The organism is Pseudonocardia oceanicola (assembly GCF_047200735.1).
Classification (GTDB): Bacteria; Actinomycetota; Actinomycetes; order Mycobacteriales; family Pseudonocardiaceae; genus Pseudonocardia.
In genome coordinates this window covers 92,367-114,948 of sequence record NZ_JBJZON010000013.1, presented here as the reverse complement: position 1 = coordinate 114,948, position 22,582 = coordinate 92,367, and the positions used below count along the sequence as shown (strand labels likewise).

21 protein-coding genes are annotated in these 22,582 nt (G+C 74.8%); 7 read left to right on the top strand and 14 right to left on the bottom strand.

The window, feature by feature from the left end:
• Positions 1 to 24: 24 nt before the first annotated feature.
• Entirely contained in the window at positions 25 to 1,263 is a 1,239-nt protein-coding gene (locus tag ACL02T_RS19365; protein WP_412832120.1) for a beta-ketoacyl-[acyl-carrier-protein] synthase family protein, read from the top strand.
• 84 nt (positions 1,264 to 1,347) lie between these two features.
• On the opposite strand, the gene ACL02T_RS19360 is transcribed toward ACL02T_RS19365, so the two are convergent.
• The 3 genes from ACL02T_RS19360 to ACL02T_RS19350 form a co-directional block, all read right to left on the bottom strand.
• Positions 1,348 to 1,911, bottom strand: coding sequence for a hypothetical protein (locus tag ACL02T_RS19360; RefSeq protein WP_412832119.1), 564 nt, complete (start codon positions 1,909 to 1,911; stop codon positions 1,348 to 1,350).
• A gap of 37 nt (positions 1,912 to 1,948) precedes the next feature.
• Entirely contained in the window at positions 1,949 to 2,437 is a 489-nt protein-coding gene (locus ACL02T_RS19355; RefSeq protein ID WP_412832118.1) for a DUF3145 domain-containing protein, read from the bottom strand.
• Positions 2,438 to 3,008: 571 nt separating this feature from the next.
• Complete coding sequence (locus ACL02T_RS19350; protein ID WP_412832117.1) at positions 3,009 to 3,704, bottom strand: transglutaminase-like domain-containing protein; 696 nt, start codon at positions 3,702 to 3,704, stop codon at positions 3,009 to 3,011.
• Between the two features lie 239 nt (positions 3,705 to 3,943).
• Between ACL02T_RS19350 and ACL02T_RS19345 the strand changes: the two genes are divergently transcribed.
• The 3 genes from ACL02T_RS19345 (at position 3,944) to ACL02T_RS19335 (ending at position 5,461) form a co-directional block, all read left to right on the top strand.
• A complete protein-coding gene (locus ACL02T_RS19345; RefSeq protein WP_051738157.1) occupies positions 3,944 to 4,156 on the top strand; it encodes a helix-turn-helix domain-containing protein in 213 nt (70 codons plus the stop codon).
• Positions 4,157 to 4,390: 234 nt separating this feature from the next.
• Positions 4,391 to 4,597, top strand: a complete 207-nt coding sequence (locus tag ACL02T_RS19340; RefSeq protein WP_412832182.1) for a helix-turn-helix domain-containing protein — start codon at positions 4,391 to 4,393, stop codon at positions 4,595 to 4,597.
• Between the two features lie 60 nt (positions 4,598 to 4,657).
• Complete coding sequence (locus ACL02T_RS19335) at positions 4,658 to 5,461, top strand: transglutaminase-like domain-containing protein (protein ID WP_412832116.1); 804 nt, start codon at positions 4,658 to 4,660, stop codon at positions 5,459 to 5,461.
• A 115-nt stretch (positions 5,462 to 5,576) separates the two neighbouring features.
• On the opposite strand, the gene ACL02T_RS19330 is transcribed toward ACL02T_RS19335, so the two are convergent.
• Positions 5,577 to 6,035: an NUDIX hydrolase gene (locus ACL02T_RS19330; RefSeq protein WP_412832115.1), complete on the bottom strand. Its 459-nt coding sequence runs from the start codon at positions 6,033 to 6,035 to the stop codon at positions 5,577 to 5,579.
• Positions 6,036 to 6,214: 179 nt separating this feature from the next.
• Between ACL02T_RS19330 and ACL02T_RS19325 the strand changes: the two genes are divergently transcribed.
• Positions 6,215 to 7,219, top strand: a complete 1,005-nt coding sequence (locus ACL02T_RS19325; RefSeq protein ID WP_412832114.1) for an alpha/beta fold hydrolase — start codon at positions 6,215 to 6,217, stop codon at positions 7,217 to 7,219.
• 204 nt (positions 7,220 to 7,423) lie between these two features.
• Here ACL02T_RS19325 and ACL02T_RS19320 read toward each other — a convergent pair whose 3' ends face one another.
• From ACL02T_RS19320 to ACL02T_RS19310, 3 genes are all read right to left on the bottom strand, one after another.
• Positions 7,424 to 10,300, bottom strand: coding sequence for a vitamin B12-dependent ribonucleotide reductase (locus ACL02T_RS19320; RefSeq protein ID WP_412832113.1), 2,877 nt, complete (start codon positions 10,298 to 10,300; stop codon positions 7,424 to 7,426).
• Positions 10,301 to 10,434: 134 nt separating this feature from the next.
• Entirely contained in the window at positions 10,435 to 10,938 is a 504-nt protein-coding gene (nrdR, locus tag ACL02T_RS19315) for a transcriptional regulator NrdR (RefSeq protein ID WP_412832112.1), read from the bottom strand.
• Positions 10,939 to 11,494: 556 nt separating this feature from the next.
• Positions 11,495 to 11,992, bottom strand: a complete 498-nt coding sequence (locus tag ACL02T_RS19310; protein ID WP_412832111.1) for a hypothetical protein — start codon at positions 11,990 to 11,992, stop codon at positions 11,495 to 11,497.
• Positions 11,993 to 12,774: 782 nt separating this feature from the next.
• Between ACL02T_RS19310 and lexA the strand changes: the two genes are divergently transcribed.
• Positions 12,775 to 13,497 carry a transcriptional repressor LexA gene (gene lexA, locus ACL02T_RS19305; protein ID WP_412832110.1) on the top strand — a complete coding sequence of 241 codons (723 nt, stop codon included), beginning with the start codon at positions 12,775 to 12,777 and terminating at the stop codon, positions 13,495 to 13,497.
• An 86-nt stretch (positions 13,498 to 13,583) separates the two neighbouring features.
• Here lexA and ACL02T_RS19300 read toward each other — a convergent pair whose 3' ends face one another.
• The 6 genes from ACL02T_RS19300 to ACL02T_RS19275 form a co-directional block, all read right to left on the bottom strand.
• Positions 13,584 to 14,417: a universal stress protein gene (locus ACL02T_RS19300; protein ID WP_412832109.1), complete on the bottom strand. Its 834-nt coding sequence runs from the start codon at positions 14,415 to 14,417 to the stop codon at positions 13,584 to 13,586.
• 84 nt (positions 14,418 to 14,501) lie between these two features.
• Positions 14,502 to 15,578 carry an SMP-30/gluconolactonase/LRE family protein gene (locus ACL02T_RS19295; RefSeq protein ID WP_412832108.1) on the bottom strand — a complete coding sequence of 359 codons (1,077 nt, stop codon included), beginning with the start codon at positions 15,576 to 15,578 and terminating at the stop codon, positions 14,502 to 14,504.
• Positions 15,547 to 17,085, bottom strand: coding sequence for a GTPase HflX (hflX, locus tag ACL02T_RS19290; protein WP_412832107.1), 1,539 nt, complete (start codon positions 17,083 to 17,085; stop codon positions 15,547 to 15,549). The genes ACL02T_RS19295 and hflX overlap by 32 nt, the downstream gene beginning before the upstream one ends.
• A 57-nt stretch (positions 17,086 to 17,142) precedes the next feature.
• On the bottom strand, positions 17,143 to 17,973 hold the full coding sequence (gene dapF / locus ACL02T_RS19285; protein WP_412832106.1) for a diaminopimelate epimerase: 831 nt from the start codon (positions 17,971 to 17,973) through the stop codon (positions 17,143 to 17,145).
• A complete protein-coding gene (gene miaA, locus ACL02T_RS19280) occupies positions 17,970 to 18,869 on the bottom strand; it encodes a tRNA (adenosine(37)-N6)-dimethylallyltransferase MiaA (protein ID WP_412832105.1) in 900 nt (299 codons plus the stop codon). The genes dapF and miaA overlap by 4 nt, the downstream gene beginning before the upstream one ends.
• Positions 18,866 to 19,585 carry a class III extradiol ring-cleavage dioxygenase family protein gene (locus ACL02T_RS19275; protein WP_412832104.1) on the bottom strand — a complete coding sequence of 240 codons (720 nt, stop codon included), beginning with the start codon at positions 19,583 to 19,585 and terminating at the stop codon, positions 18,866 to 18,868. Before ACL02T_RS19275 ends, miaA begins: the two co-directional genes overlap by 4 nt.
• A 1,065-nt stretch (positions 19,586 to 20,650) precedes the next feature.
• Here ACL02T_RS19275 and ACL02T_RS19270 point away from each other — a divergent pair.
• The gene (locus ACL02T_RS19270) at positions 20,651 to 21,916 is read left to right on the top strand and encodes a DUF349 domain-containing protein (RefSeq protein ID WP_412832181.1); all 1,266 of its coding nucleotides are present in this window, start codon (positions 20,651 to 20,653) and stop codon (positions 21,914 to 21,916) included.
• Between the two features lie 103 nt (positions 21,917 to 22,019).
• Here the strand turns inward: ACL02T_RS19270 and ACL02T_RS19265 are convergent, their stop codons facing one another.
• The gene (locus tag ACL02T_RS19265; RefSeq protein ID WP_412832103.1) at positions 22,020 to 22,547 is read right to left on the bottom strand and encodes an Rv2732c family membrane protein; all 528 of its coding nucleotides are present in this window, start codon (positions 22,545 to 22,547) and stop codon (positions 22,020 to 22,022) included.
• Between the last annotated feature and the right edge of the window lie 35 nt (positions 22,548 to 22,582).

Below are 22,582 nucleotides of genomic sequence, written 5' to 3'. Positions count from 1 at the left end.
GCCCGCTCGCCAGAAAGGCCCTCCATGACCGACGTCGTCGTCACCGGCTACGGCGCGACGACCCCGCTCGGCGGGGACGCCGCCTCCACCTGGGACGCCCTGCTCGCCGGCAAGTCCGGCGTGGGGACCACCACCGGTGAGTGGGTGGACAAGCACGACCTGCCCGTGAAGATCTCCGCGCAGCTCGCCGTGGACCCCTCCGAGGTCCTGCCCCGCGTGCAGGCGCGCCGGATGGACCGCTGCGAGCAGGTCGCGGTGATCGCGGCACGGGAGGCGTGGTCGCACGCGGGCCTCGCCGTCGGCAAGGACGAGGAGCCCAGGGTCGACCCGACCCGGCTCGCGGTGGTCATCGGCACCGGCATCGGGGGCGCGGTCACCCTGCTCGACCAGGACGACCTGCTCGAGACGGGTGGCCTGCGCAAGGTCTCCCCGCTGACCGTCCCGATGCTGATGCCCAACGGCCCGGCCGCGATGGTCAGCCTGGAGATCAACGCCCAGGGCGGGGTCCACTCCCCCGCCTCCGCCTGCGCGACCGGGGCCGAGGCCCTGGCCTGGGCGTACAGGCTGCTCAAGGCGGGCGAGGTCGACGTCGTGGTGGCCGGCGGTGCGGAGGCCTGCATCACCGGCATCACCGTCGCCGGCTTCGTCCAGGCCCGGACCCTCTCCCAGCGCAACGACGCCCCGGAGGCGGCCTCGCGGCCGTTCGACACCGGGCGCGACGGGTTCGTGCTCGGCGAGGGTGCGGGTGTACTGGTGCTCGAGCGCGAGGAGTTCGCCACCGCGCGCGGCGCCACCGTGCACGGCCGGCTCGCCGGCATCGGCCTGACCTCCGACGCCTACCACATCACCGGGCCGGACCCGGAGGGCACGGGCCAGGCCCGCGCCATGGAGGCGGCGATCCGCACGGCCGGCCTCACGGCCTCCGACGTGGGGCACGTGAACTGCCACGCGACGTCGACCGTGGTCGGCGACGTCGGCGAGGCACGGGCGATCCGGAAGGCGTTGGGCGACCACCCGGTCCTGACCGCGCCGAAGGGCGCGCTCGGCCACCTGGTCGGCGGCGCCGGCGCGGTCGAAGGGCTGGTCGCACTGCTGTCGGTGCGCGACGGGATCATCCCGGCCACGCTCAACCTGGACGAGAAGGACCCGGGCGTCGAGCTCGACGTCGTCGCCGGCGAGCCGCGGAAGCTGGAGCTCACCGCCGCGGTCAACAACTCCTTCGGCTTCGGCGGGCACAACGCCAGCCTGCTGTTCACGAAGTAGCCCGTCCGGCGGGTCCCGTCGGCACGGTCCCGTCGGCAGGGTCCAGCGGCCGGCTCCGTCGGCGGGCTCCGTCGGTGAGGTGGCTCAGCAGGGTCGGGAGAGCGTGCTCCCCGGTGCCCCGGCGCCGATCGCGAGGCCGGCGCCGGTCATCGGGAGCGCGCTGCGCCAGCAGATCCGCCCCACCCGCAGATCGGCGGGCGCGTCGGCGAGGTCCTGGGTGCTCGTGAAGCGCACGAGCGCGAGCACGCCGTCGGCGATGTCCTCGATCCGGTCGACGCGGATGGTGCCGTCCTGCGTGCTGCGCACGCCCGCCAGCCAGATTTCGGCGGGCTGCGCGGCGACCCGCTCCGGGGTCACGGTGGCCGCCCAGGCGGCGTGGTCATGGGCGTTGACCGCGTCGAAGTAGGCCTGGAGCCGCTCGCGCACCGCGAGGTGCAGCGGATGGCCCAGCGCGTCGAGGCTCAGCTCGACGGTCGTCGGGCCGGACCCCGCGGCCGGGACCGCGGCGGGCGCGTCCGTGGGCGCGCCCGCCTCGAACGCCCGCCCGCCGACCAGCCAGGCCGCGGCCGCCGCCGCGACCACCACCAACCCGAGCGCCCCCGCCGTCGCGACCGCCACCGCACCCCGCACGAGGACAGTCTCCCCCATCCACTGCTCCGGACGGAGCAGCCGGGGGGACGAGCGGTCAGCCGACCTGGTGCAACCAGGTCACCGGGGCACCGTCGCCGGCGAACCGGCAGGCCTCCAGCTCGGCGTCCCACGCCTCGCCCAGGGCGTCGGAGATGCGCGCGGCGAGCTTCGCCGCCGGCCCGTCGGCGACGATGGTGCGGAGCTGGTCCTCACCCAGGAGCACGTCGCCGTTGGCGCTCATCCGGCCCGTCCACAACCCCAGCCCCGGGACATGGCAGAACCGCTGACCGTCGACGCCCGAGCTGGGCTCCTCGGTGACCTCGAAGCGCAGCATCGGCCACGCTCTCAGTGCGCCTGCGAGCGCACCGCCACTGCCCACCGGGCCCGTCCAGCTGAACTCGGCGCGCAACTGACCGGGTACGGCCGGCTGCGCGCTCCACTGGAGCGTCACCCGTGTCCCGAGCACGCCCGAGACCGCCCACTCGACGTGCGGGCAGACCGCAGTCGGCGACGAGTGGACGTGGACCACGCCGCGTGTGCTCACTGCAGACCTCCGCTTCTGACAGACGTGGATCGTCTTCCCCTACGTCCACGGTCGTCGGCGTCGGCCGGCGCTCCGGGTCCTCCGGCCCGGACGGGATGGAACTGTGCGTGATCACTCTGCCCGATCCCGCTCGCGTCTGCCAGCACTGAACGGTGGCTGCGGCGTGTCGCACGAACTCGGGAGTGTCGATCGAGTAGGCGCACGCACGGGCACCTCCGCGGCTCCGGAAGCCTCATCCGCGCACCTCTCCCCCGTCGACGAACACGGTGTCCCGCAGTTTCGCGGCAGTCCGGACGCGGCCACCCCGGTGGTACCCCGGGCTGGTCCGCACCCCCGTGCCGCTCTGCCTCGGCCCGATCGACCACCACGGCGCCGCGGGACGGCGGCCGGCGCCGAGGTCGGCCCGGTCGGCCGGTGACGAGCGAGGCCGCAGCACCGTCCTGGATCGAGTGCATGCACGGAGAGTACGGATGACGTTACGCCGAGTGGCACAACGGTCCCGGCGTGTCCCGCGCCGTCGGTGGATCAGGACGGGTCGTCGCGCAGCGATCGGTCGAGCGGTGGTTCGTTCTCAGCGGACGAACGTGTCGGGTTCCGCACCCTCCGCGTCGGGCGACCCGGCGCCGGTCAGCCGGCCGGGCCCGTAGAACTCGTCGAAGGTGGTGAGGATGAGATCGAGCGGCAGGTCGGTGAAGACGCCGCGGTGGTGCACGTACTCCATGTACCGGCTGCCGTCGCCGGAGAACTCGTGCATGAGGGCGTCGGCGCGGCCGTCGAACGAGATCGGCGAGACGCCGAAGCGGGCGCACAGCTCGGCGTTGAAGGCCGGGGTGGCCTTCACCCAGCGGCCCTCGAGGTACAGGTCGGTGTAGCCGTGGAAGACGAAGACGTCCGAGCCCATCCGCTCACGCAACCGCGGGGTCGTGAGGTGGTTGCGGACGTCGGCGAAGCCCAGCCGCGCCGGGATGCCGCGGGCCCGCGCCGCGGCCGTCAGCAGGACCGCCTTCGGCACGCACCAGTTGCTCGGCGTCGTGGCCACCGTGCTCGCCCGGTAGTCCGCGGGATCGGTGGAGAGATGGTGCGGGTCGTACCAGATCCCGTCCCGTACGGCCTCGAACAGCCGCGCCGCGACCTCGACGGGGTCGGTCGCGTCGCCGGCGGCCCGGGCCGCGAGCGCACGGACGTCGGGCGAGTCGGAGTCGACGAAGGCGGCGGGCGCGAGGTGCTCCGGGAGCGCCGGGTCGGCGGCATCGACGGTGGTCTTCACCCCTCGCAGCGTAGGCGTCCGCCCGCCCTCGCCTTCTGTGACGGCGCCCGCGTGAGCACCCTCCGTGGATCAGCAGTGACTTTCCGTTGCGCACCGCGCCGTTTCCACTCGTTCGGGAGAGTGCGAACCACCCGGATGGTGACGCTGGGTCGTCTAGGGTTCCCGCACAGGAACACCACAGGTGAGCGCGCCGGGCCCGGACGGGGGTCCGGCGCCGACAGGGCGGAGGGGCGCACGGCATGGCTACAGGGGATCGGGACCACCCGGACGTGATCGGCGCTCCGTTCCTCACCGTCGCCGAGGTGGCGGAGCGGATGCGCGTGTCCAAGATGACCGTCTACCGCCTGGTGCACAGCGGCGAGCTGCCCGCGGTGCGGTTCGGCCGTTCCTTCCGTGTGCAGAAGGGCGCGGTGGAGGAGCTCATCGCCGCGGCCCGGTACGAGGCGGGCTGAACGCCCCTCGCGGGCCGCTCGGCGCTCGCGGCGTCACACCGGCCTGACAGACTCTCCGCGATGCGACGCGACGTGACCACCCGGCTGCAGCTGACCGTCTCCGAACCCGCGCTGATGGCGTTGCAGATCGCCGTCGCCGGTCACGCGGCCTCCGAACGGCTCACCCTCACCCTCGACGACACCGTGCTCGACCCACCGCGCGAGCTCGACGCCGGACACGGCGGGCGCACACACGTGGGGGATCGGGACCACCCGGACGTGATCGGCGCTCCGTTCCTCACCGTCGCCGAGGTGGCGGAGCGGATGCGCGTGTCCAAGATGACCGTCTACCGCCTGGTGCACAGCGGCGAGCTGCCCGCGGTGCGGTTCGGCCGTTCCTTCCGTGTGCAGAAGGGCGCGGTGGAGGAGCTCATCGCCGCGGCCCGGTACGAGGCGGGCTGAACGCCCCTCGCGGGCCGCTCGGCGCTCGCGGCGTCACACCGGCCTGACAGACTCTCCGCGATGCGACGCGACGTGACCACCCGGCTGCAGCTGACCGTCTCCGAACCCGCGCTGATGGCGTTGCAGATCGCCGTCGCCGGTCACGCGGCCTCCGAACGGCTCACCCTCACCCTCGACGACACCGTGCTCGACCCACCGCGCGAGCTCGACGCCGGACACGGCGGGCGCACACACGTGCTCGACTGCGCGCCCGGCGAGCTGGTGGTGGAGTACGTCGCCCAGGTCGAGGGGCGGCAGGAGCCGCCGGCGGCACCGCTGCCGGACGAGATGGACCGGTTGGTCGCGCTCCGACCCAGCCGGTACTGCCCGTCGGACCGGCTGCTGGCCACCGCGACGCGCGAGTTCGGCTCGGTCGAAGGGGCGCAGGCGCGGATCGCCGCCGTGACGGGGTGGGTGCGCAACCGGCTCGCCTACGTGGGCGGGTCGAGCAAGCCGACGGACGACGCCGTCGACACCCTGCTGCAGGGCGAGGGGGTCTGCCGGGACTACGCGCACCTGGTCGTCACGCTGCTGCGGGCCCTCGACGTGCCGGCCCGCCTCGTGGCGGCGTACGCGCCGGGGCTGTTCCCGATGGACTTCCACGCGGTCGTCGAGGCGTGGGCGGGCTCGCGCTGGGTGGTGGTCGACGCCACCGGCCTCGCGCCCCGGGAGTCGATGCTCCGGATCCACACCGGGCGCGACGCCGCCGACACCGCCTTCCTCACCACCCACCACGGTGTCGTCGAGCTGACGTCCATGCAGGTCATGGCGGTGGTCGACGAGCTTCCGAAGGAAGATCCCGACGCGGTGGTGGAGCTGGGGTAGCGGGCGCGCGCCGTCGATCGGCGTTCGCGTGCGCTGGCGGCTTGCTCGGGTGTCGTGGATGCAGGGAATCGACGATCACCGGACGCTCGCCGTGCTGAGCGGCCTGCCCGAGGCCTCAGAACCCGTGCGTCGTGATCGCCGCCGGGCCCGCGCCGCGCAGCGCCTCGAAGACCGCCCGCTCGTGCGGGACGACGGGGTCGGGCAGGGCGTCGAGCGGGAACCAGCCGAGATCGGCGGTCTTGGCGCTCTCCACCAGCCGGGGTGCGCCGGTCCAGCGACGGCAGGCGAAGAAGAAGTCGACACGCTCGTCGATCGGGTCGCCGGTCGCCTCGGTGCGGTGCATCGCGGTCAGCGGCCGCAGGTCCGCGAGTGCGATCCCCACACCCAACTCCTCGCGGGCCTCCCGCACGGCCGCCGCGAGCACGGACTCGCCCTTCTCGACGTGCCCGGCCGCCGCCGTCGCCCAGAACCCGTCGCGGAACCCGGTGTTCTGCCTCAGCTGCAGCAGGATCTCGTCCGGCTCGCGGAGCAGGACGACGTACGCGGCGGGCACGAGCTGGTAGCGCGGGGTCACCGCACCACCGTAGGACCCGTCGCGGTGATCCACGGACCGGCGGCGGTCGCTCGAGATCCCTCCCGAACGTGGGTCGTCGTGAGGGCGGTCGCCCGGACGGCGACGCACACCGCGGGGCAACACGGTGGTAATCCCGCGCGCCTAGCGTCAGGACGACGCGAGCCCGCGGAGGTGACGCCATGGCCGGTCCGGCCCGCCCACGCATCCGCTCGGCCGGCGGCCGCCTCGGCGCGGTCCCGCCGCGCGACGCCGACCTGCGCTTCCGCACCGTCCACGGCTACCGGCGTGCCTTCCGGGTCGCCGGGTCGGGCCCGGCCGTGGTGCTGATCCACGGCATCGGCGACAACTCCACGACCTGGGAGTCCATCATCCCGGCGCTCGCCCGGCACCACCTCGTGATCGCGCCGGACCTGCTCGGCCACGGCCGCTCGGACAAGCCGCGCGCCGACTACTCGGTCGCCGCCTACGCCAACGGCGTCCGCGACCTGCTCGGTGTGCTGGGGATCCGCCGCGCCACGCTCGTCGGGCACTCGCTCGGCGGGGGTGTCGCCATGCAGTTCGCCTACCAGTTCCCCGACCGCACCGAGCGCCTCGTGCTGGTCGGCAGCGGCGGCGCCGGCCCCGAGGTCAACCCGGTGCTGCGGGCCATGACCCTGCCCGGTGCGACGGCCGCCCTGCACGCGTTGCGGCTGCCGACCATGCGCTGGCAGGTGGGCACGGTCGTCGAGGCCCTGCGGGTGTTCGGCACCGGACTCGGCCGCGACGCCCCCGACATGCTGCGGGTGGTCGACGCCCTGCCCGATGCGACCTCCCGCGCCGCGTTCATCCGCACTCTGCGGGCGGTCGTCGACTGGCGCGGGCAGGTGGTGACGATGCTCGACCGCTGCTACCTCACCCGCGGCATGCCCACGCTCCTGATCTGGGGCGCGCACGACGCGATCGTCCCCGTCGAGCACGGGCACCGCGCCCACGCGGCAATGCCCGGCAGCAGGCTGGAGATCTTCCCCGACGCCGGGCACTTCCCCTTCCACACCGACCCCCACCGGTTCGTCGGCCTGCTCGAAGAGTTCCTCGCCCGCACCGAACCCGCCCGCTGGAGCCCGGAGCAGTGGCGCCAACTCCTGCGCGCCACCCCCGACACCGTCGCCTCGGTCGAACCCTCCGCCCAACGCTCCGCCACCTGACCCGCATCGTGGATCCACAACGCCGTCGATCGGGCGGGGGATGTCGCATTATGACTCCACAACGCGGCCAGATGGGCCGGAAGCTCGCGTTATGGTTCCATAATGCCGTCAGACGGGGCGGGAGTTCGCATGATGGTTCCCTCGTGCGCTCGGACGCGGACGGCCCGCTCCCGGGTGGGAGCGGGGCCGTCCGGCGGCGAGGACTCAGCTGCAGCCGCTGGTGGAGCCGCAGCCCTCGCAGAGGTAGCACGAGCCCGCGGGGCGCATCTTGGTGCCGCAGGTGAGGCAGAGCGGCGCGTCGGCCGCCTTGCCGAGACGCAGCTCCAGCAGCTCGGTGGAGCTGCCGACCTCGACCGGCGCCGGGTCCACACCGGCCGGCTCGGGGGTCGTCGGGGTCGTGTCCACGCTGGACCGCACCGCATCGAGATCGACCTCGGCCGGGCCGTAGTCCTGCTCCACCTGGGACGCCCGCTCCGCCGCGGAGAAGATGCCCAGCTGGGCGCGCTTCTCGTAGGGCAGGTGGTCCAGCGCCAGCCGGCGGAACAGGTAGTCGAGCACGGAAGTCGCGATCCGGACGTCCGGGTCGTCCGTCATGCCCGCCGGCTCGAAGCGCAGGTTGGAGAACTTCGAGACGTAGAACTCCAGCGGGATGCCGTACTGCAGGCCGACCGAGATCGACATGGAGAAGGCGTCCATGACACCGGCCAGGGTCGAGCCCTGCTTGCCGAGCTTGACGAAGATCTCGCCCAGCCCGTCGTCGGGGTAGCAACCGGCAGTCAGGTAGCCCTCGGCGCCCGCGACCGTGAACGAGACGGTCTCGCTCGGCCGTTTCTTCGGGAGGCGCTTGCGCACCGGCCGCTGCTCGACGACGACCGTGGGCTCCTCGGCCTTCTCCCCCGCCTCACGCGCCTTCTTCCCGGCGGAGAGCGGCTGGCCGACCTTGCAGTTGTCGCGGTAGATCGCAAGGGCCTTGAGTCCGAGCCGCCAGCCCTCGAGGTAGATCCGCTCGACGTCGTCGACCGAGGCGGCCTCGGGCATGTTGACCGTCTTGGAGATCGCGCCGGAGAGGAACGGCTGGACGGCCGCCATCATCCGCACGTGCCCCATGGGCGCGATGGACCGCTCACCCATGGCGCAGTCGAACACCTCGTAGTGCTCGGGGCGCAGACCGGGCGCGTCGACGACGTGCCCGTGCTCGGCGACGTACTCGACGATCGCCTCGGCCTGCTCGGCCTGGTAGCCGAGCTGGTCGAGCGCCCGGCGCACGGTCTGGTTGACGATCTGCATGGAGCCGCCGCCGACCAGCTTCTTGAACTTGACCAGCGCCAGGTCCGGCTCGATGCCGGTCGTGTCGCAGTCCATCATCAGGCCGATGGTGCCGGTCGGGGCCAGCACGGAGGCCTGCGCGTTGCGCCAGCCGTTCTTCTCGCCGGTGGCCAACGCCTCCTTCCACGTGCTGGTGGCCAGCTTCTGGATGGCGGTGCTGGCCGGGAAGGTGCGGTAGCCGTCGTTGGCGGCGGCGTGCTTGCGCATGACGCGCTGGTGGGGCTCGGCGTTGCGGGTGTAGCCCTCGTACGGGCCGACGACGCCGGCGAGCTCGGCGGAGCGCTTGTAGGCCGCGCCCGTCATCAGCGAGGTGATCGAGGCGGCGAGCGAGCGGCCGCCCTCGGAGTCGTACGCGTGCCCGGTGGCCATGAGCAGCGCGCCGAGGTTGGCGTAGCCGATGCCCAGCTGGCGGAACCTGCGGGTGGTGTCCGCGATCGGCTCCGTCGGGAAGTCGGCGAAGCAGATGGAGATGTCCATCGCGGTGATGATCAGCTCGACGGCCCGGGCGAACCGCGGGGCGTCGAACCGGCCGTCCTCGCCCAGGAACTTGAGCAGGTTCAGCGAGGCCAGGTTGCAGCTGGAGTTGTCCAGGTGCATGTACTCCGAGCACGGGTTCGACGCGCTGATCCGGCCCGACTCGGGGCAGGTGTGCCAGTCGTTGATCGTGTCGTCGTACTGCAGACCCGGGTCGGCGCACTCCCAGGCGGCCTGCGCGATACCGCGGAACAGTGTGCGGGCGTCCGTGCGCTCGATGATCTCGCCGGTGGTGCGGGAGCGGAGCCCGAAGTCGGTGCCGCCCTCGACCGCGTGCATGAACTCGTCCGTGACGCGGACGGAGTTGTTGGCGTTCTGGTACTGCACCGACGTGATGTCGGAACCGCCCAGGTCCATGTCGAAGCCCGCGTCCCGCAGGACGCGGATCTTCGCCTCCTCCTTGGCCTTGGTCTGGACGAACTCCTCGATGTCGGGGTGGTCGACGTCGAGCACGACCATCTTCGCGGCCCGGCGGGTGGCACCGCCCGACTTGATCGTGCCGGCGGAGGCGTCCGCGCCGCGCATGAAGGAGACCGGGCCGGAGGCGGTGCCGCCGGAGGACAGCAGTTCCTTGGACGAGCGGATGCGGGAGAGGTTGAGGCCGGCACCGGAGCCGCCCTTGAAGATCAGGCCCTCCTCGCGGTACCAGTTCAGGATCGACTCCATGGTGTCGTCGACCGAGAGGATGAAGCAGGCGCTGACCTGCTGCGGCGAGGCGGTGCCGACGTTGAACCACACCGGCGAGTTGAAGCTGAACACCTGGTGCAGCAGCATCCAGGTGAGCTCCTGGGCGAAGATCTCCGCGTCCTCGTCCGTGGCGAAGTACCCGTGCTCGACGCCGGCGCGGTGGTAGGACCCGACGACCCGGTCGATCAGCGTGCGCAGGCTGGACTCGCGCTGCGGGGAGCCCACCGCGCCACGGAAGTACTTGCTGGTCACGATGTTGGTGGCGTTGACCGACCAGAATTCGGGGAACTCGACGCCCCGCTGCTCGAAGTTCACGCTGCCGTCGCGCCAGTTCGTCATCACGACGTCGCGCCGTTCCCAGGTCACCTCGTCGTACGGGTGGACCCCGGGGGCGGTGTGGAGCCGCTCGACGACCAGGCCGCGCCTGAGGCCCTGCTTGCCGGCCTTCGCGGCCCGGCCGCGACCCGAACCCCCCGCCGCGCTCTTGGCGCCGGCCGTGCTCCCGGCGGACTCCGCCCCGACGGTCTCCGTCATGCTCTCCCTCATTCGCATCCGACCCTGTGCTGCACCCTCCGCCGGCTGGGGCGGCGGACGGTGTCCTGCGTGCGAGATCGGGGTCGGCTCGACTTCCGTAGTCCGGGTCGGCCCCAGTGGTCCTCCGCGGACCCCTACCCGGTCGGCCTCGCGCCCCGACCGGCCCGATCGCGCCGGTCGGCTGCTTCCCCGGCAGCCGCCCTCCGCAGATCGGCGATCTCCTTCTCGAAGTCCTCGATGGACGAGAAGGAGCGGTACACGCTCGCGAAGCGCAGGTACGCCACCTCGTCGAGCTCCTTCAGCGGACCGAGGATCGCCAGCCCCACCTCGTGGCTGGGGATCTCCGCTGTCCCACCCGCCCGGACGGCCTCCTCGACGCGGTGCGCGAGCTTCTGCAGCGCGTCCTCGTCGACCGGCCGCCCCTGGCAGGCCCGGCGCACCCCGCTCACGACCTTGTCGCGGCTGAACGGTTCGGTGACGCCGCTGCGCTTCAGCACGGCGAGGACGGGCTCCTCGACGGTGGTGAAGCGCTTCCCGCAGGCCTGGCAGGAGCGGCGGCGACGCGTCGCCGCACCCTCGTCGACCTCACGGGAGTCGATCACCTTGCAGTCCGTGTGACGGCAGAACGGGCACCGCATGCGGACCTCCCCGACTCGACCGCGCCGACGGTCCGGTCTGCACCGAACCCAACCTGTAGGCGAACGACACGGATGTAACCACAACATGTAGGGGTCTCGCCATTCGTGCGCGGCGAGTCCGTGCCAGCTTCCCCCGATCGGGCACGAACCTTCCACGTGGTCCCGGGCGCCCCGTCCCCGGGTGCCTCGGTGGCCGGGCGGCGACACCCCGTGACGGTCCGCAGGTCATGCACGCCCCTCGCGAGCACGGTGGCGGCGCGGGTGACGACGCGTATCCCCCGAGACCGCTCGGCGCATCGGCGACACGCGGATGAACAGCGGGGAACGCGCCGTCGGGGTGTCGCGGCGTGTCGTGCCGTCCGGCGTGTCGCCCGCGTCGGTACGCACCGTGGCCGGGCCGGAAGGCCCGCCACCCACGGGGCCGCTCACGGGTCCCACGCGCGGCCCGCGCGAGAGACCGCACTCCACGTGGGACCCCCGGCGTGCGCGCCCGACGACCGGCCGGTTCGCCTCCCCGGCGACCGCGGCGATCGTGTCGCCCGGCCGGGGCGGCGGCTCATCGCGCGACGACGTCGGCGAGCAACCCGAGGACGACCACGACCGTGGCCGAGGCCAGCGCGACCGCCACGACCGCGAGGACACGGTCGAGCACACCGGCCCGGGTCTCGCCCGCCAGCCTGCGCGCCCCGCCCGCGCGTTCGTACCGCGACAGCCGAGAGGGGCGGGGCCGCCGCGGCGGCACGCAGCGGGTGTCGGCGACGGCCGGACGGGGCCTGACGACCGGCCGGCACCCCGGCACCGCGACGGGCCCGTCGGACGGGCGGACCAACCGCGCGCGGGCCCCCGAGGCGTAGGCACCGAGGATCCGCTCCGGTGTGCCGTCGGAGCGGCCGCGGACGGGGTGCGCACGGCCACTCGGCTCGCGGACCCCCGACCGGGGCCGCGGACGGGCCGCCGGCCGCGGCTCGGCCCGCCTTTCGCCCGGCGCGGCAGCCCGCGCGCCGGCCGGCGCGCCGGCACGCACACCGGCCGCCGCCGCACTCCTGGGATCCATGACGACCTCCCACCACCGCGCCGACCTCACCCGAACCGGATGCCCGAGCGACCGGTCGAACGCGTGTGCGATTCCTATCAACCAGCACCGACAGAAAGCGGTGCCCGCCGTGACCGCGGTCGCGGCGGGCCGCCCCCTCACGCGGGGACGCGCAGGACGAGACCCCCGGGCAGCGGCGCCGCGTCGGCTGGCTGCGCGTCGTCCGCCGCGATCCCGTCCACGACGACACCGGCCCCGGCGGGCCCGACGCAGGGCACCGCCCTCCGTGATTCCCGCGCCCGCCACGCCGGCCCCCTCCGCCTCGTCCCCGCCGCTCAGCGGCCGAGTATCGCACACATGTTCGAATCGAACCTCTGTGCGAGTTTCTACCATCACGAGGGACGCCCGTCACGGGTCCTCGCCGACACGATCGGCGTGTCGTTCGAACATGTGTTTGGCGATCGGGCGGATCCGGACTACCGTCCGGAACCGACGGACCGGCCGGGCGTGACCGGGCGGGCCGGCCGGGTCCCTCTCGGCACCGGCCCGCCCGGCGCCGTGGGCCGCGGAACGGGAGTACGGCCCGCCGGAACGGGCACGACGGCCGGGCCGCGGATGCGCGGCGGCCAGGGCCGCGTACCGATCCGGACCGCGAGCCCCGGGCCAGGACTCCGGCCGGGCCAGGACCGGGCCAGGACCGGGGCACGGGCCGGGGCACGGGCCGGACCAGCGGGACACGCCCCCGGACCGGCACCGGGCCGGGACAAGAGCGTGAGACAGGCACACGAGGAGGCGGCAGGCAGATGGCACGGGACGAGCTCGGCGGAGCCGGCGAGACCGGCCGGGAGCCCGGGCAGGTGCGCGCCTTCCCGGACCCGCCGGCGGACCCGGTGGGCCTCACCCCCCGGCAGCGCAAGGTGCTCGAGGTGATCCGGGACTGGGTGGAGCGCTTCGGTTACCCGCCGAGCGTCCGGGAGATCGGCGACGCGGTGGGGCTGACCTCCACCTCGTCGGTGCACCACCAGCTGCGCACGCTGGAGCGGAAGGGCTACCTGCGGCGCGACCCCAACCGGACCCGCGCGGTCGACGTGCGCAGCCCGGAGGAGGAGTCCGGCGGCACCCAGGCCGCCGAGGTCCGTGCCGAGCGGCCCGCGCCGGCGTTCGTGCCGCTGCTCGGCAACATCGCCGCCGGTGGACCGATCCTGGCGGAGCAGGCGGTGGAGAGCGTGTTCCCGCTCCCGCGCGAGATCGTCGGCGAGGGCACACTCTTCCTGCTCAACGTCAAGGGCGACTCGATGATCGAGGCCGCCATCACGGATGGCGACTGGGTCGTGGTGCGCCAGCAGCCGGTGGCCGAGCAGGGCGAGATCGTCGCCGCCATGATCGATGGCGAGGCCACGGTCAAGACCTTCAGGCGCACGGACGGGCAGGTCTGGTTGATGCCGGCCAACCCGGCCTACGAGCCGATCGACGGCAACGAGGCGACGATCCTGGGCCGGGTCGTCGCGGTGCTCCGCCGGCTCTGACCGCGGTTCCCGCGCCTGCAGGTTCCCGCGCCGGCAGGTTCCCGCGCCGGCAGGTCCCGCGCCCGCGGGTTCCCGCGCTGCGCCCGTCAGCGGCCCGGGGGCGGGACCACGATCACGGGGTAGCGGGCGGTGCGGACCAGCACGCCCGCGACCCCGCCGAGCAGCAGGCGTGTCATGAGCGGGTACCCGCGCGCTCCGACGACCAGGACGTCCGTGCGCTCGGGCAGGTCGGCGAGGCCGGCGGCGACCGAACGCCCGATCACCACGTCGGAGAGCGCGTCGATCTCCACCGGCGCCCGGGCGAGCCCCTGCTGCGCGGTCACCCTCGCTGCGGGCACGTCGTCCTCGCCGCTCGCGACCACCACGAACCGCAGTGCGGCCCCGGTCCGGCCGGCGAGGTGCACGGCCAGGACTGCGGCCCGGTCGGCCTCCGCCGTGCCGTCGTAGGCGACCGTGACGACCGTGACGCCCTGGGCAGCCGTGTGCCGGTACCCCCGCGGCGCGATGGCGACGGGACACCGCGCCGACGGCAACAGCCGCTGCACGGTGCCGCCCGGGGCGAGCCGGCCGAGCAGACCGCCACCCGTCGAGCCGACCACCAGCACGGCGGCGCCGACCTCCTCGGCGTGCTCGGCGAGGACCGTCGCCGCGGGGCCCGGCCCGAGCGGGGCGAACTCCGGTTCGCCGGGCCCGCCGGCCCCACCGATCAGCTCCCGCGCCCGGCCGAACCGCTCCCGCGCGACCTCCTCGACCTTCTCCCGCCACCGCGGGTCGCGGGCCATCGCCGAGTAACCCAGCCCGTCCGTCGGGTGGACGGTGGCGACGACGTTCGTCAGCCCCGTCAACCGGGCCAGCTGTGCGCCCAGGACCAGGGCGTCGTGGCCTCCCGGCGTGTCCTCGTAGGCGGTCACGATCGGCACCGCGGCCCCCCTCCTCCCGGCGGGCTCAGCCTAGGTGGACCGCGACCGCCCGGACCCCCGGCGCGACCAGCCTTAACTGGCTCGTCACACGCGGGAGCGGCGCCGCGCGTGCAGCGCCATCGCGCCCGCGGCCAGGCCCAGCACGACGACGGCGGCCCCGGCCCCGATCGCCGCGGGCAGCCAGTCCGGGGCGGGCTCCGGCGGGGTCGCCGGCGGCGGTGGCGCGACGACGGGCTCGGCCGGTGCGGCGGCGAGCGTCGCAGCGACCGCACCGGGCACCGCACGGAGCCGGCCACGGTCCAGGCCGCGGGTCTCGGACCCGGAGAGCAGGGTGCCGTCCGGCAGGAACGCGAGTGCCTCGCCCTGGGGCTCGCCGGGCAGCGGGACCTGGAGCGGGGTGCCCTGCAGCGCCGCGACCAGGTCGCCCGACGCCGGTACCCGGTAGAGCCACGCGTCGGTGTAGGTCCGTAGCGCGACGACCTCGCGGCCCGCACTCGTCGCCCCACCGGTCACGGTGAAGGCCCCGAGGGCGCCGATCGGGCCGCCGGATGTCTCCGAGCGCGGGAAGCCCGCCGAGCCGGCGCGCATCAGCGGCGTGGGTCCGGGCACGGCGAGCGGCTCCGCGGGCCGGTAGACCCCGGCGATGCCGCCGACCTCCTTGGTGACGATCACGGGCACGCCGTCGGCGCCGATCAGGAGGGCCTCGGCGTCGTGCGGGCCGTCGGGGTAGGTCAGCCGGTGCAGCCGCGGGGCGCCGTCGGCCGGCAGCACGAGGAGGGCGATGGTGTCCCGGGCCCGGTCGTTGTCCCCGGTGTCGGCGACCCAGAACGCGCCGTCGGGCGCGACGGCGAGGTCCTCGGCGTCGTACGGGTCCAGGTCCGCGGTCCTTGTCCCGATCACCGCGCACGTGCCCGGGTCGAGCCGGTACAGCGCGACCCGACGGCCGCCGTCGCTCATCGCCCAGACTCGGCCGTCGGGGCCGACGGCGAGGCCGGAGAGCTCCACGAGCCGGCGATCGGTGACCGTGCAGCGCTCCTCGGGCGCCGCCGGCGCCGCGCCGGCCGGAACCGCGAGCAGCAGTGTCAGCAGGAGGACGGCACCGATCGCGAGCCCGATGCCGCGGGCGCGCTCAGCGCCGCGCAGCGACGTGCGCCCCGGCACCGGCGCCCACGGCCCCGTTCCCGGATCCGTCTGCACTGCGCGAGCCTGCCCGGTCCGCGCCGCCCGCCGGCGACCCCGCCCCCGCGACCGCGAACGGCACGGCCGCGACCGCGAGCTCCGGGCCCACCCGGACGTGCAGCCGGGTGCCCTCGGGCGTGTGCTCGGAGGCGAGCACCTCGCCGTCCGAGTGCAGCCGCGCGACCAGCCCGCCCTCGGTGTAGGGGACGAGCAGCTCGAGGTCGACCTCGGGGCGCGGGAGCCTCTCGGCGATGCAGGCCGTGAGCCGCGCGACCCCGTCGCCCCGGTGCGCGGAGACGAACACCGCGTCGGGCAGCAGGTGCCGCAGCCGGGCCAGCGCCAGGTCACCGGCCGCGTCCGTCTTGTTGACGACGAGCAGCTCCTGGGGCATGGTCCCGCCCTGCTCCTCGCCGATCTCGACCAGGACCTTGCGCACGGCGGCGATCTGGTCCTCCGGCAACGGGTCCGAGGCGTCGACGACGTGGAGCAGCAGGTCCGCCTGGGCGGCCTCCTCCAGCGTCGAGCGGAAGGCCTCGACGAGCTGGTGCGGCAGGTGCCGCACGAACCCGACGGTGTCGGTGAGCGTGTAGGTGCGCCCGTCCGGCGTCGCGGCGCGGCGGGTCGTGGGGTCCAGGGTGGCGAACAGCGCGTCCTCGACCAGGACACCCGCGTCCGTCAACGCGTTGAGCAGCGAGGACTTGCCGGCGTTGGTGTAGCCGACGATCGCGACGCTCGGCACGTCGTTGCGGCGGCGGGCGCCGCGCTGGGTGTCCCGGACCCGGCTCATCGCGGCGATCTCGCGGCGCAGCTTGGACATGCGGTGACGGATGCGTCGGCGGTCCAGCTCGATCTTGGTCTCACCGGGACCACGGCCACCGATGCCGACACCGCCGGCGGCGCGGCCGCCGACCTGCCGGGACAGCGCCTCACCCCAGCCGCGCAGCCGCGGCAGGAGGTAGGACAGCTGGGCCAGCTCGACCTGGGCCTTGCCGTCCCGGGAGCGGGCGTGCTGGGCGAAGATGTCGAGGATCAGGGCGGTCCGGTCGATCACCTTGACCTTGAGCTTGTCCTCCAGCTGGCGCAGCTGTCCGGGCGAGAGCTCGCCGTCGCAGATCACGGTGTCGGCGCCGGCGGCCTGCACGGCGTGCGCCAGCTCGTCGACCTTGCCGGAGCCGATGAAGGTGGCGGGGTCGGGCTTGCTCCGCCGCTGGACCAGGCCGTCCATGACCTGGGAGCCGGCGGTCTCGGCGAGCCGGGCCAGCTCGACGAGCGAGGCGTTGGCCCGCTCCGAGCTGCCCTCGGTCCAGACCCCGACGAGCACGACGCGCTCGAGCCGCAGCCGCCGGTACTCGACCTCGGTGACGTCCGTGAGTTCGGTCGACAGACCTGCGACCCGCCGGAGCGAGGACCGTTCCTCCAGCTCCATCTCGCCCCGCGAAGGGTCGAGAGCATCGTCGGCAGGCGTGTAGCGCAGGGGGGTTTCAGTCATCGTGAGGTCGAGTGTCCCACGTTTCGGGGCGCCGTGTCGGCCGGTTTCACCCGCGCGTCATCCTGCGCACTCCCACCACGATCGATCCAGTTCACCGTGTGCGACCAGCACGGCCGGCCCGTGCAGGACGGTCGAGGTCCCCCCGTCGCGGACCGTGACCTCCAGCCGCCCGCCCGGGGTGTCGACCGGCAACCGGCCCTCGGCGCGCCCGGCCGCCCGCAGCGCCGCCACGACGGCCGCCACGGTGCCGGTGCCGCACGACCGGGTCTCGCCCACGCCCCGCTCGTGCACCCGCATCGCGACCGGCTCGTCGCCGCGGGCGGGGGCGACGAACTCGACGTTGGCCCCGTTCGGGAAGAGCTCCTCGTCCCGGCCCGGCGGCACGGTCAGGTCCAACCCGGCGAGATCGGTGTCGGTGACGCAGGCGAGGTGCGGGTTCCCGACGTCGACGGCCACGCCCGGGAACTCCCGCCCGCCGACCCGCGCGACGGACGCGGCGCCGACCCGCGCCGGGCCCATCTCGACGGACACCTGGTCGGCCTCGAACGTGACCCGCTTGACGCCCGCGCGGGTGCCCAGTGGCAGCTCCGTACCGCGGAACCAGCCCGCGTGCTGCAGGTACCGGGCAAAGACCCGCACGCCGTTGCCGCACATCTCGGCGACCGACCCGTCGGCGTTGCGGTAGTCCATGAACCACTCGGGACCGTCGACGCCCAGCGCGGCCGACCGGACCACGCGCAGCACCCCGTCCGCCCCGAGCCCGCGCCGCCGGTCGCAGAGGGCGGCGACCCGCTCCGGCGTGAGGTCGAGGGCGCCGTCGGGGTCGGGCAGCACGACGAAGTCGTTCTGCGTGCCGTGGCCCTTGGCGAACGGGATGCCGTCACTCACAGGACAAGCCTACGAGCCGCCGACGACAGTTCCGGATCCGCGCCGTCGAGCCAGTGGATGCGGGGGTCGCGGCGGAACCACGAGCGCTGCCGGCGCACGAACCGGCGGGTGGCACGCACGATCTCCGCGGCGGCCGTCGCCAGGTCGTACTCGCCGTCCAGCGCCGCGACGACCTGCCGGTAGCCCAGCGCCCGCGACGCCGTCCGGCCCTCCCGTAAACCCTTCTCCAGCAGCCCGCGGGTCTCCTCGACCAGCCCCTGCTCCAGCATCAGGTCCACCCGCCGGGACACGCGCTCGTCGAGTTCGGCCGTGTCCCGGTCCACCCCGATCAGCGCGGCGTCGTACCGGGGGGTGCGCTGCCCCGGCAGCGTCGCCCGGAAGGGGCGGCCGGTCAGCTCGATGACCTCGAGCGCCCGGACGATCCGGCGCCCGTTGCCGGGCAGCACGTTCCGCGCCGCCGCGGGGTCGACCTCGGCCAGCCTGCGGTGCAGGGCCGGGGCCCCGACGGCGGCCAGCTCGGCCTCCCACCGGCCGCGGACCGCCGGGTCGGTGCCGGGGAACTCCAGCTCGTCGACCACGGCCTGGACGTAGAGCCCCGATCCCCCGACCAGGACCGGCGTCCGTCCGGTGGCGAGCAGCGCCTCGATCGTGGAACGCGCCTCCCGCTGGTAGACGGCCACGGAGGCGGTCTCGGTGACGTCGAGGACGTCGAGCTGGTGGTGCGGGACGGCCCGGCGCTCGGCGACCGGCAGCTTGGCGGTGCCGATGTCGAGGCCGCGGTAGAGCTGCATGGCGTCGGCGTTGACGACCTCGCCGCCCAGCGCCTCGGCCAGGTCCAGGCCCAGGTCCGACTTGCCGGTCGCGGTCGGCCCGACGACGGCGACGAGCCTCGTCATGCCGGCGTCCAGACGGCCACGTGGTAGGCCACGCCGTACGGCGCGGCCGAGTACAGCAGCTCGCCGCGCCAGTCCCGGTCCTCCGCGGCCCCGGCGAGGACCTGCCACGGGGCGCGGCCGGCGGCCCACAGCTCGGCGGCGAGCCCCCGGTCGAGCGCGGCCAGGGGCGCGGGGTCGCCGTGCTCGAGCGCCTTCGCGACGCCGGCGTCGAAGGGCCCGGCCCGCTCGTCGAGATGGCCGGGCGCCTTCTCGGTGTGGGTGGCCGCGCCGTCGCCGACGATCAGCAGCCCGACGGGACCCGTCGCGGCGTCGGCCTCGGCGGCCAGTGCCCGGCCGAGCCGGAGGCACTCCTCGGTGGGGGCGTCGTCGGCGACGACCTCGCCGCGGATGCGCGGCTCCCGGCCGGTCCCGCCGGCGGCCCAGCCGGCCACGAGCAGGGGCAGCGGCAGCTCCGGGTCCGGGACGCCGGCTCCGGGCCCGAGTGCGACGCGGACGTCGCGGCCGAAGCCGAGGAACGTCCCGGCCGTCGCGGGCGGGACGGTGCGGCGCCCTCCGGGGTCGGCGCCCACGGCGATCCAGTCGGGGGCCGCGTCGGCGAGCCGGGCCGCGGCGGTGCGCACGGCCGAGCGCAGCTCCGCCGTCTCCCCCGCGGCTCCCGCGGCCAGTTCCGGGACGAGGAGCGGGGGGTGCGGGAGCACGACGACCAGCGACAGCACCCGACCGACACTAGGCCGTGTTCAGAGAACCGCAGATCGCGGTCTCCGCGCCCGGATCGTGCCCCGCGGCGTCGCCGCCCGCGGCCGAGTACGCCCGGTACGAGGCCGGGACGGCGCCTTGCCGGACACGACCCGGATCACGAAGCCCATCGACCAGGACCTTCTGAACGCGGCCCGGAGCCTTCTGAACACGCGGTGCGGTCCCGCGGGCCGCACCTCGGGCGCCGTGATCGCCCGGCCCGGACGGTGCCGGGGCTTCGTGATCGCCGGTCGGGACCGTCGGGTGCCGGATACGGCGGCTACCGGTCCCGGACGGCGATCACGGCAGTGGGCAGGGAGCCGGCAGCCCGATCCGCGGACGCCGGCAGGGGCGCGACCCGGCGGGCGCAGGAGGCACGCGCCGCGACGGGGTCACGGACGGACCCGCGGCGGCCTGCCCGGGCGCCACCCGGGGCATGATCACCCTCTGTGGCCGGTCGGGACCGGAGCGTCGCACCGGCGGCGACTCGGCGCGCTCAGGCGGCCGCCCGCGGTCTCGTCCGGGTCGCGGCGGTTCCGCGCGCCCCCGCGACCTGTTTGAATTCCGCCGACCGGTGGTCGCGCGGCGCGACCGGCCGGTTCGTGCACGGCCCCGGCGTTCCACGACGGGGCGCCCGTCCCCGCGGCGGGCCCGAACGAGGGAGGACGACGGTGTCGGACGAGCACACGGACGAGACGCAGCGGGAGGACCGGCCCGGTGCCGGCGCGGGTGCGCCCGATCAGGACGCCGCGCAGGAACCCGGACCGGGCGCGGAGGCGGCGGAGCAGGAGGCCGCGGAGCAGGAGGCGCCCGCCGCAGCCGAGCCGCACGCCACCGAACCCGCCGCAGCCGAGCCGCACGCCACCGAACCCGCCGCTCCGAGGCCCGCTCCCCCGGCGCCGGTCTCCCCGGCGCCGGTCTCCCCGACGCCGGCCCCGCCGAAGCCCGGTCCCCCCAAGCCCGGCCCGCCCCCCGGCGCGAAGCCCGGCCCGCGACCGGGCCCACCCCCGGGCGCCCGGCCGGCCCGCCCGGCCGCGGCTGCGCCGGTGGCCCGGTCGGCGGCCCCGCCCGCCGAGCCCTCGCCCGTGGCGACGGCGTCGGAGAACCCCTCCCGCTGGGGCCGGGTCGACGCCGAGGGCGGCGTCTTCGTGCACACCGCCGGTGGCGAGCGGCGGGTCGGTTCCTGGCAGGCCGGCGCACCCGACGAGGGCCTGGCCCACTTCGCCCGCCGGTTCGACGACCTGCTCGCCGAGACCGAACTGCTCGTCGCCCGGCTCGCCACCGGCGGCGGGGACCCGAAACACGCCTTGACCAGCGCGAAGGCCCTGCGGGACGGACTGGACGAGGCGGCCGTCGTCGGCGACCTGGACGGCCTGCGCAAGCGGCTCGACGAGCTGATCGGGATGGCCGAGGACGCGGTGGCCGCGGCCCGCACCGCCCGCGACGAGCAGCGGCACGCCGCGATCACCCGCAAGGAGGCCCTGGTCGCCGAGGCCGAGACCATGGCCGCCGAGGCCACCCAGTGGAAGCAGGCGGGCGACCGCTACAAGGCGATCCTCGACGAGTGGCGCACGATCAAGGGCATCGATCGTAAGACCGACGAGGCCCTGTGGAAGCGCTTCTCCCGCGCCCGCGAGGCCTTCAACCGGCGCCGCGGCTCGCACTTCGCCGACCTGGACCGCCAGCGCGCGGGGGCGAAGGCGCGCAAGGAGGAGCTGGTCGCCGAGGCCGAGGCGCTCGCCGACTCCGACGACTGGGGCCCCACCGCCGCCCGCTACCGCGACCTCATGACGGAGTGGAAGGCGGCTGGCCGCGCGCAGAAGGACGCCGACGACGCGCTCTGGCACCGGTTCCGCACCGCCCAGGACGCCTTCTTCTCGCGCCGTTCGTCGGTCTTCGCGGAGCGCGACTCCGAGTTCGCGGCGAACGCCCAGGCCAAGCGGGCCCTGCTCGACGAGGCCGAGAAGATCGACACTTCCGACCCCGACGCCGCCCGGATCGCCCTGCGCGGCGTCCAGGAGCGCTGGGAGGAGATCGGCAAGGTCCCGCGGGAGGACATGCGACCGCTGGAGCAGCGCCTGCGCGCCGTCGAGGATGCGGTCCGGGAGGCCGCGGACCGGCAGTGGCACCGGACCGACCCCGAGGCCGAGGCCCGGGTCGCCCAGTTCCGCGAGCGCGTCGCCCAGTTCGAGGCGCAGGCCGAGAAGGCGCACGCGGCCGGCGACCGGCGGCGCGCCGAACGGGCGGAGGCGCAGGCCGCGCAGTGGCGGGAGTGGCTGGAGACCGCGGAGCAGTCCGTCCAGGACCGCTGATCAGGCGGCACGAGCGGCGGTGATCCTCATCCGGGCAGCGGAACGGTCGACGTTCCCGACGCTCGGCGGCCCGGGCGTGGACCACCCCGAACGGACCGGACGCCTACCGGCGCTGGAGGGCGATGCGGGCCCAGGTGAAGGTCAGCAGCCCCACCCCGACCACCGCGAGGACGAGGCCGGGGCCGGGGCCCTCGACCCCCTCGGGCGCCAGGGTCTGCCGGCTCCACACCGCCCACACGCCGTTGACCAGCGAGATGCCGCACCCGACGGCGGAGACCCAGGCCAGGGCCCAGTACCGGGTGGACAGCGCGAGGGCCGAGGCGACGACCCCGAACGCGGTGGCCGTGAAGGTGAACAGCCGCGGCAGCGGCCCGGCCGACTCCGCGCCGACCAGCAGCTGCCAGCCGGTGGCGCCGGCCACCCAGGGCAGCAGCAGCCCGGCCACGACGACCACCGTGCCGATCGCCGCCACCAGCGCCGCCAGGCCGGGATCGATCCGCCGCTCCACCCGCCGGGCCACCCCGGCCAGCTCGGTCTCGAGGGCCGACAGCGCCGGGTCCGACTCCCGGTCCCAGGGCGCCCGGTCGCTCCCCGCCCCCGGCCGGTCCCGGGGGCTCCGCTCGTCGCTCATCGTCCGCTCCGTCCGTCCCTCGCTCGATCCTCCGC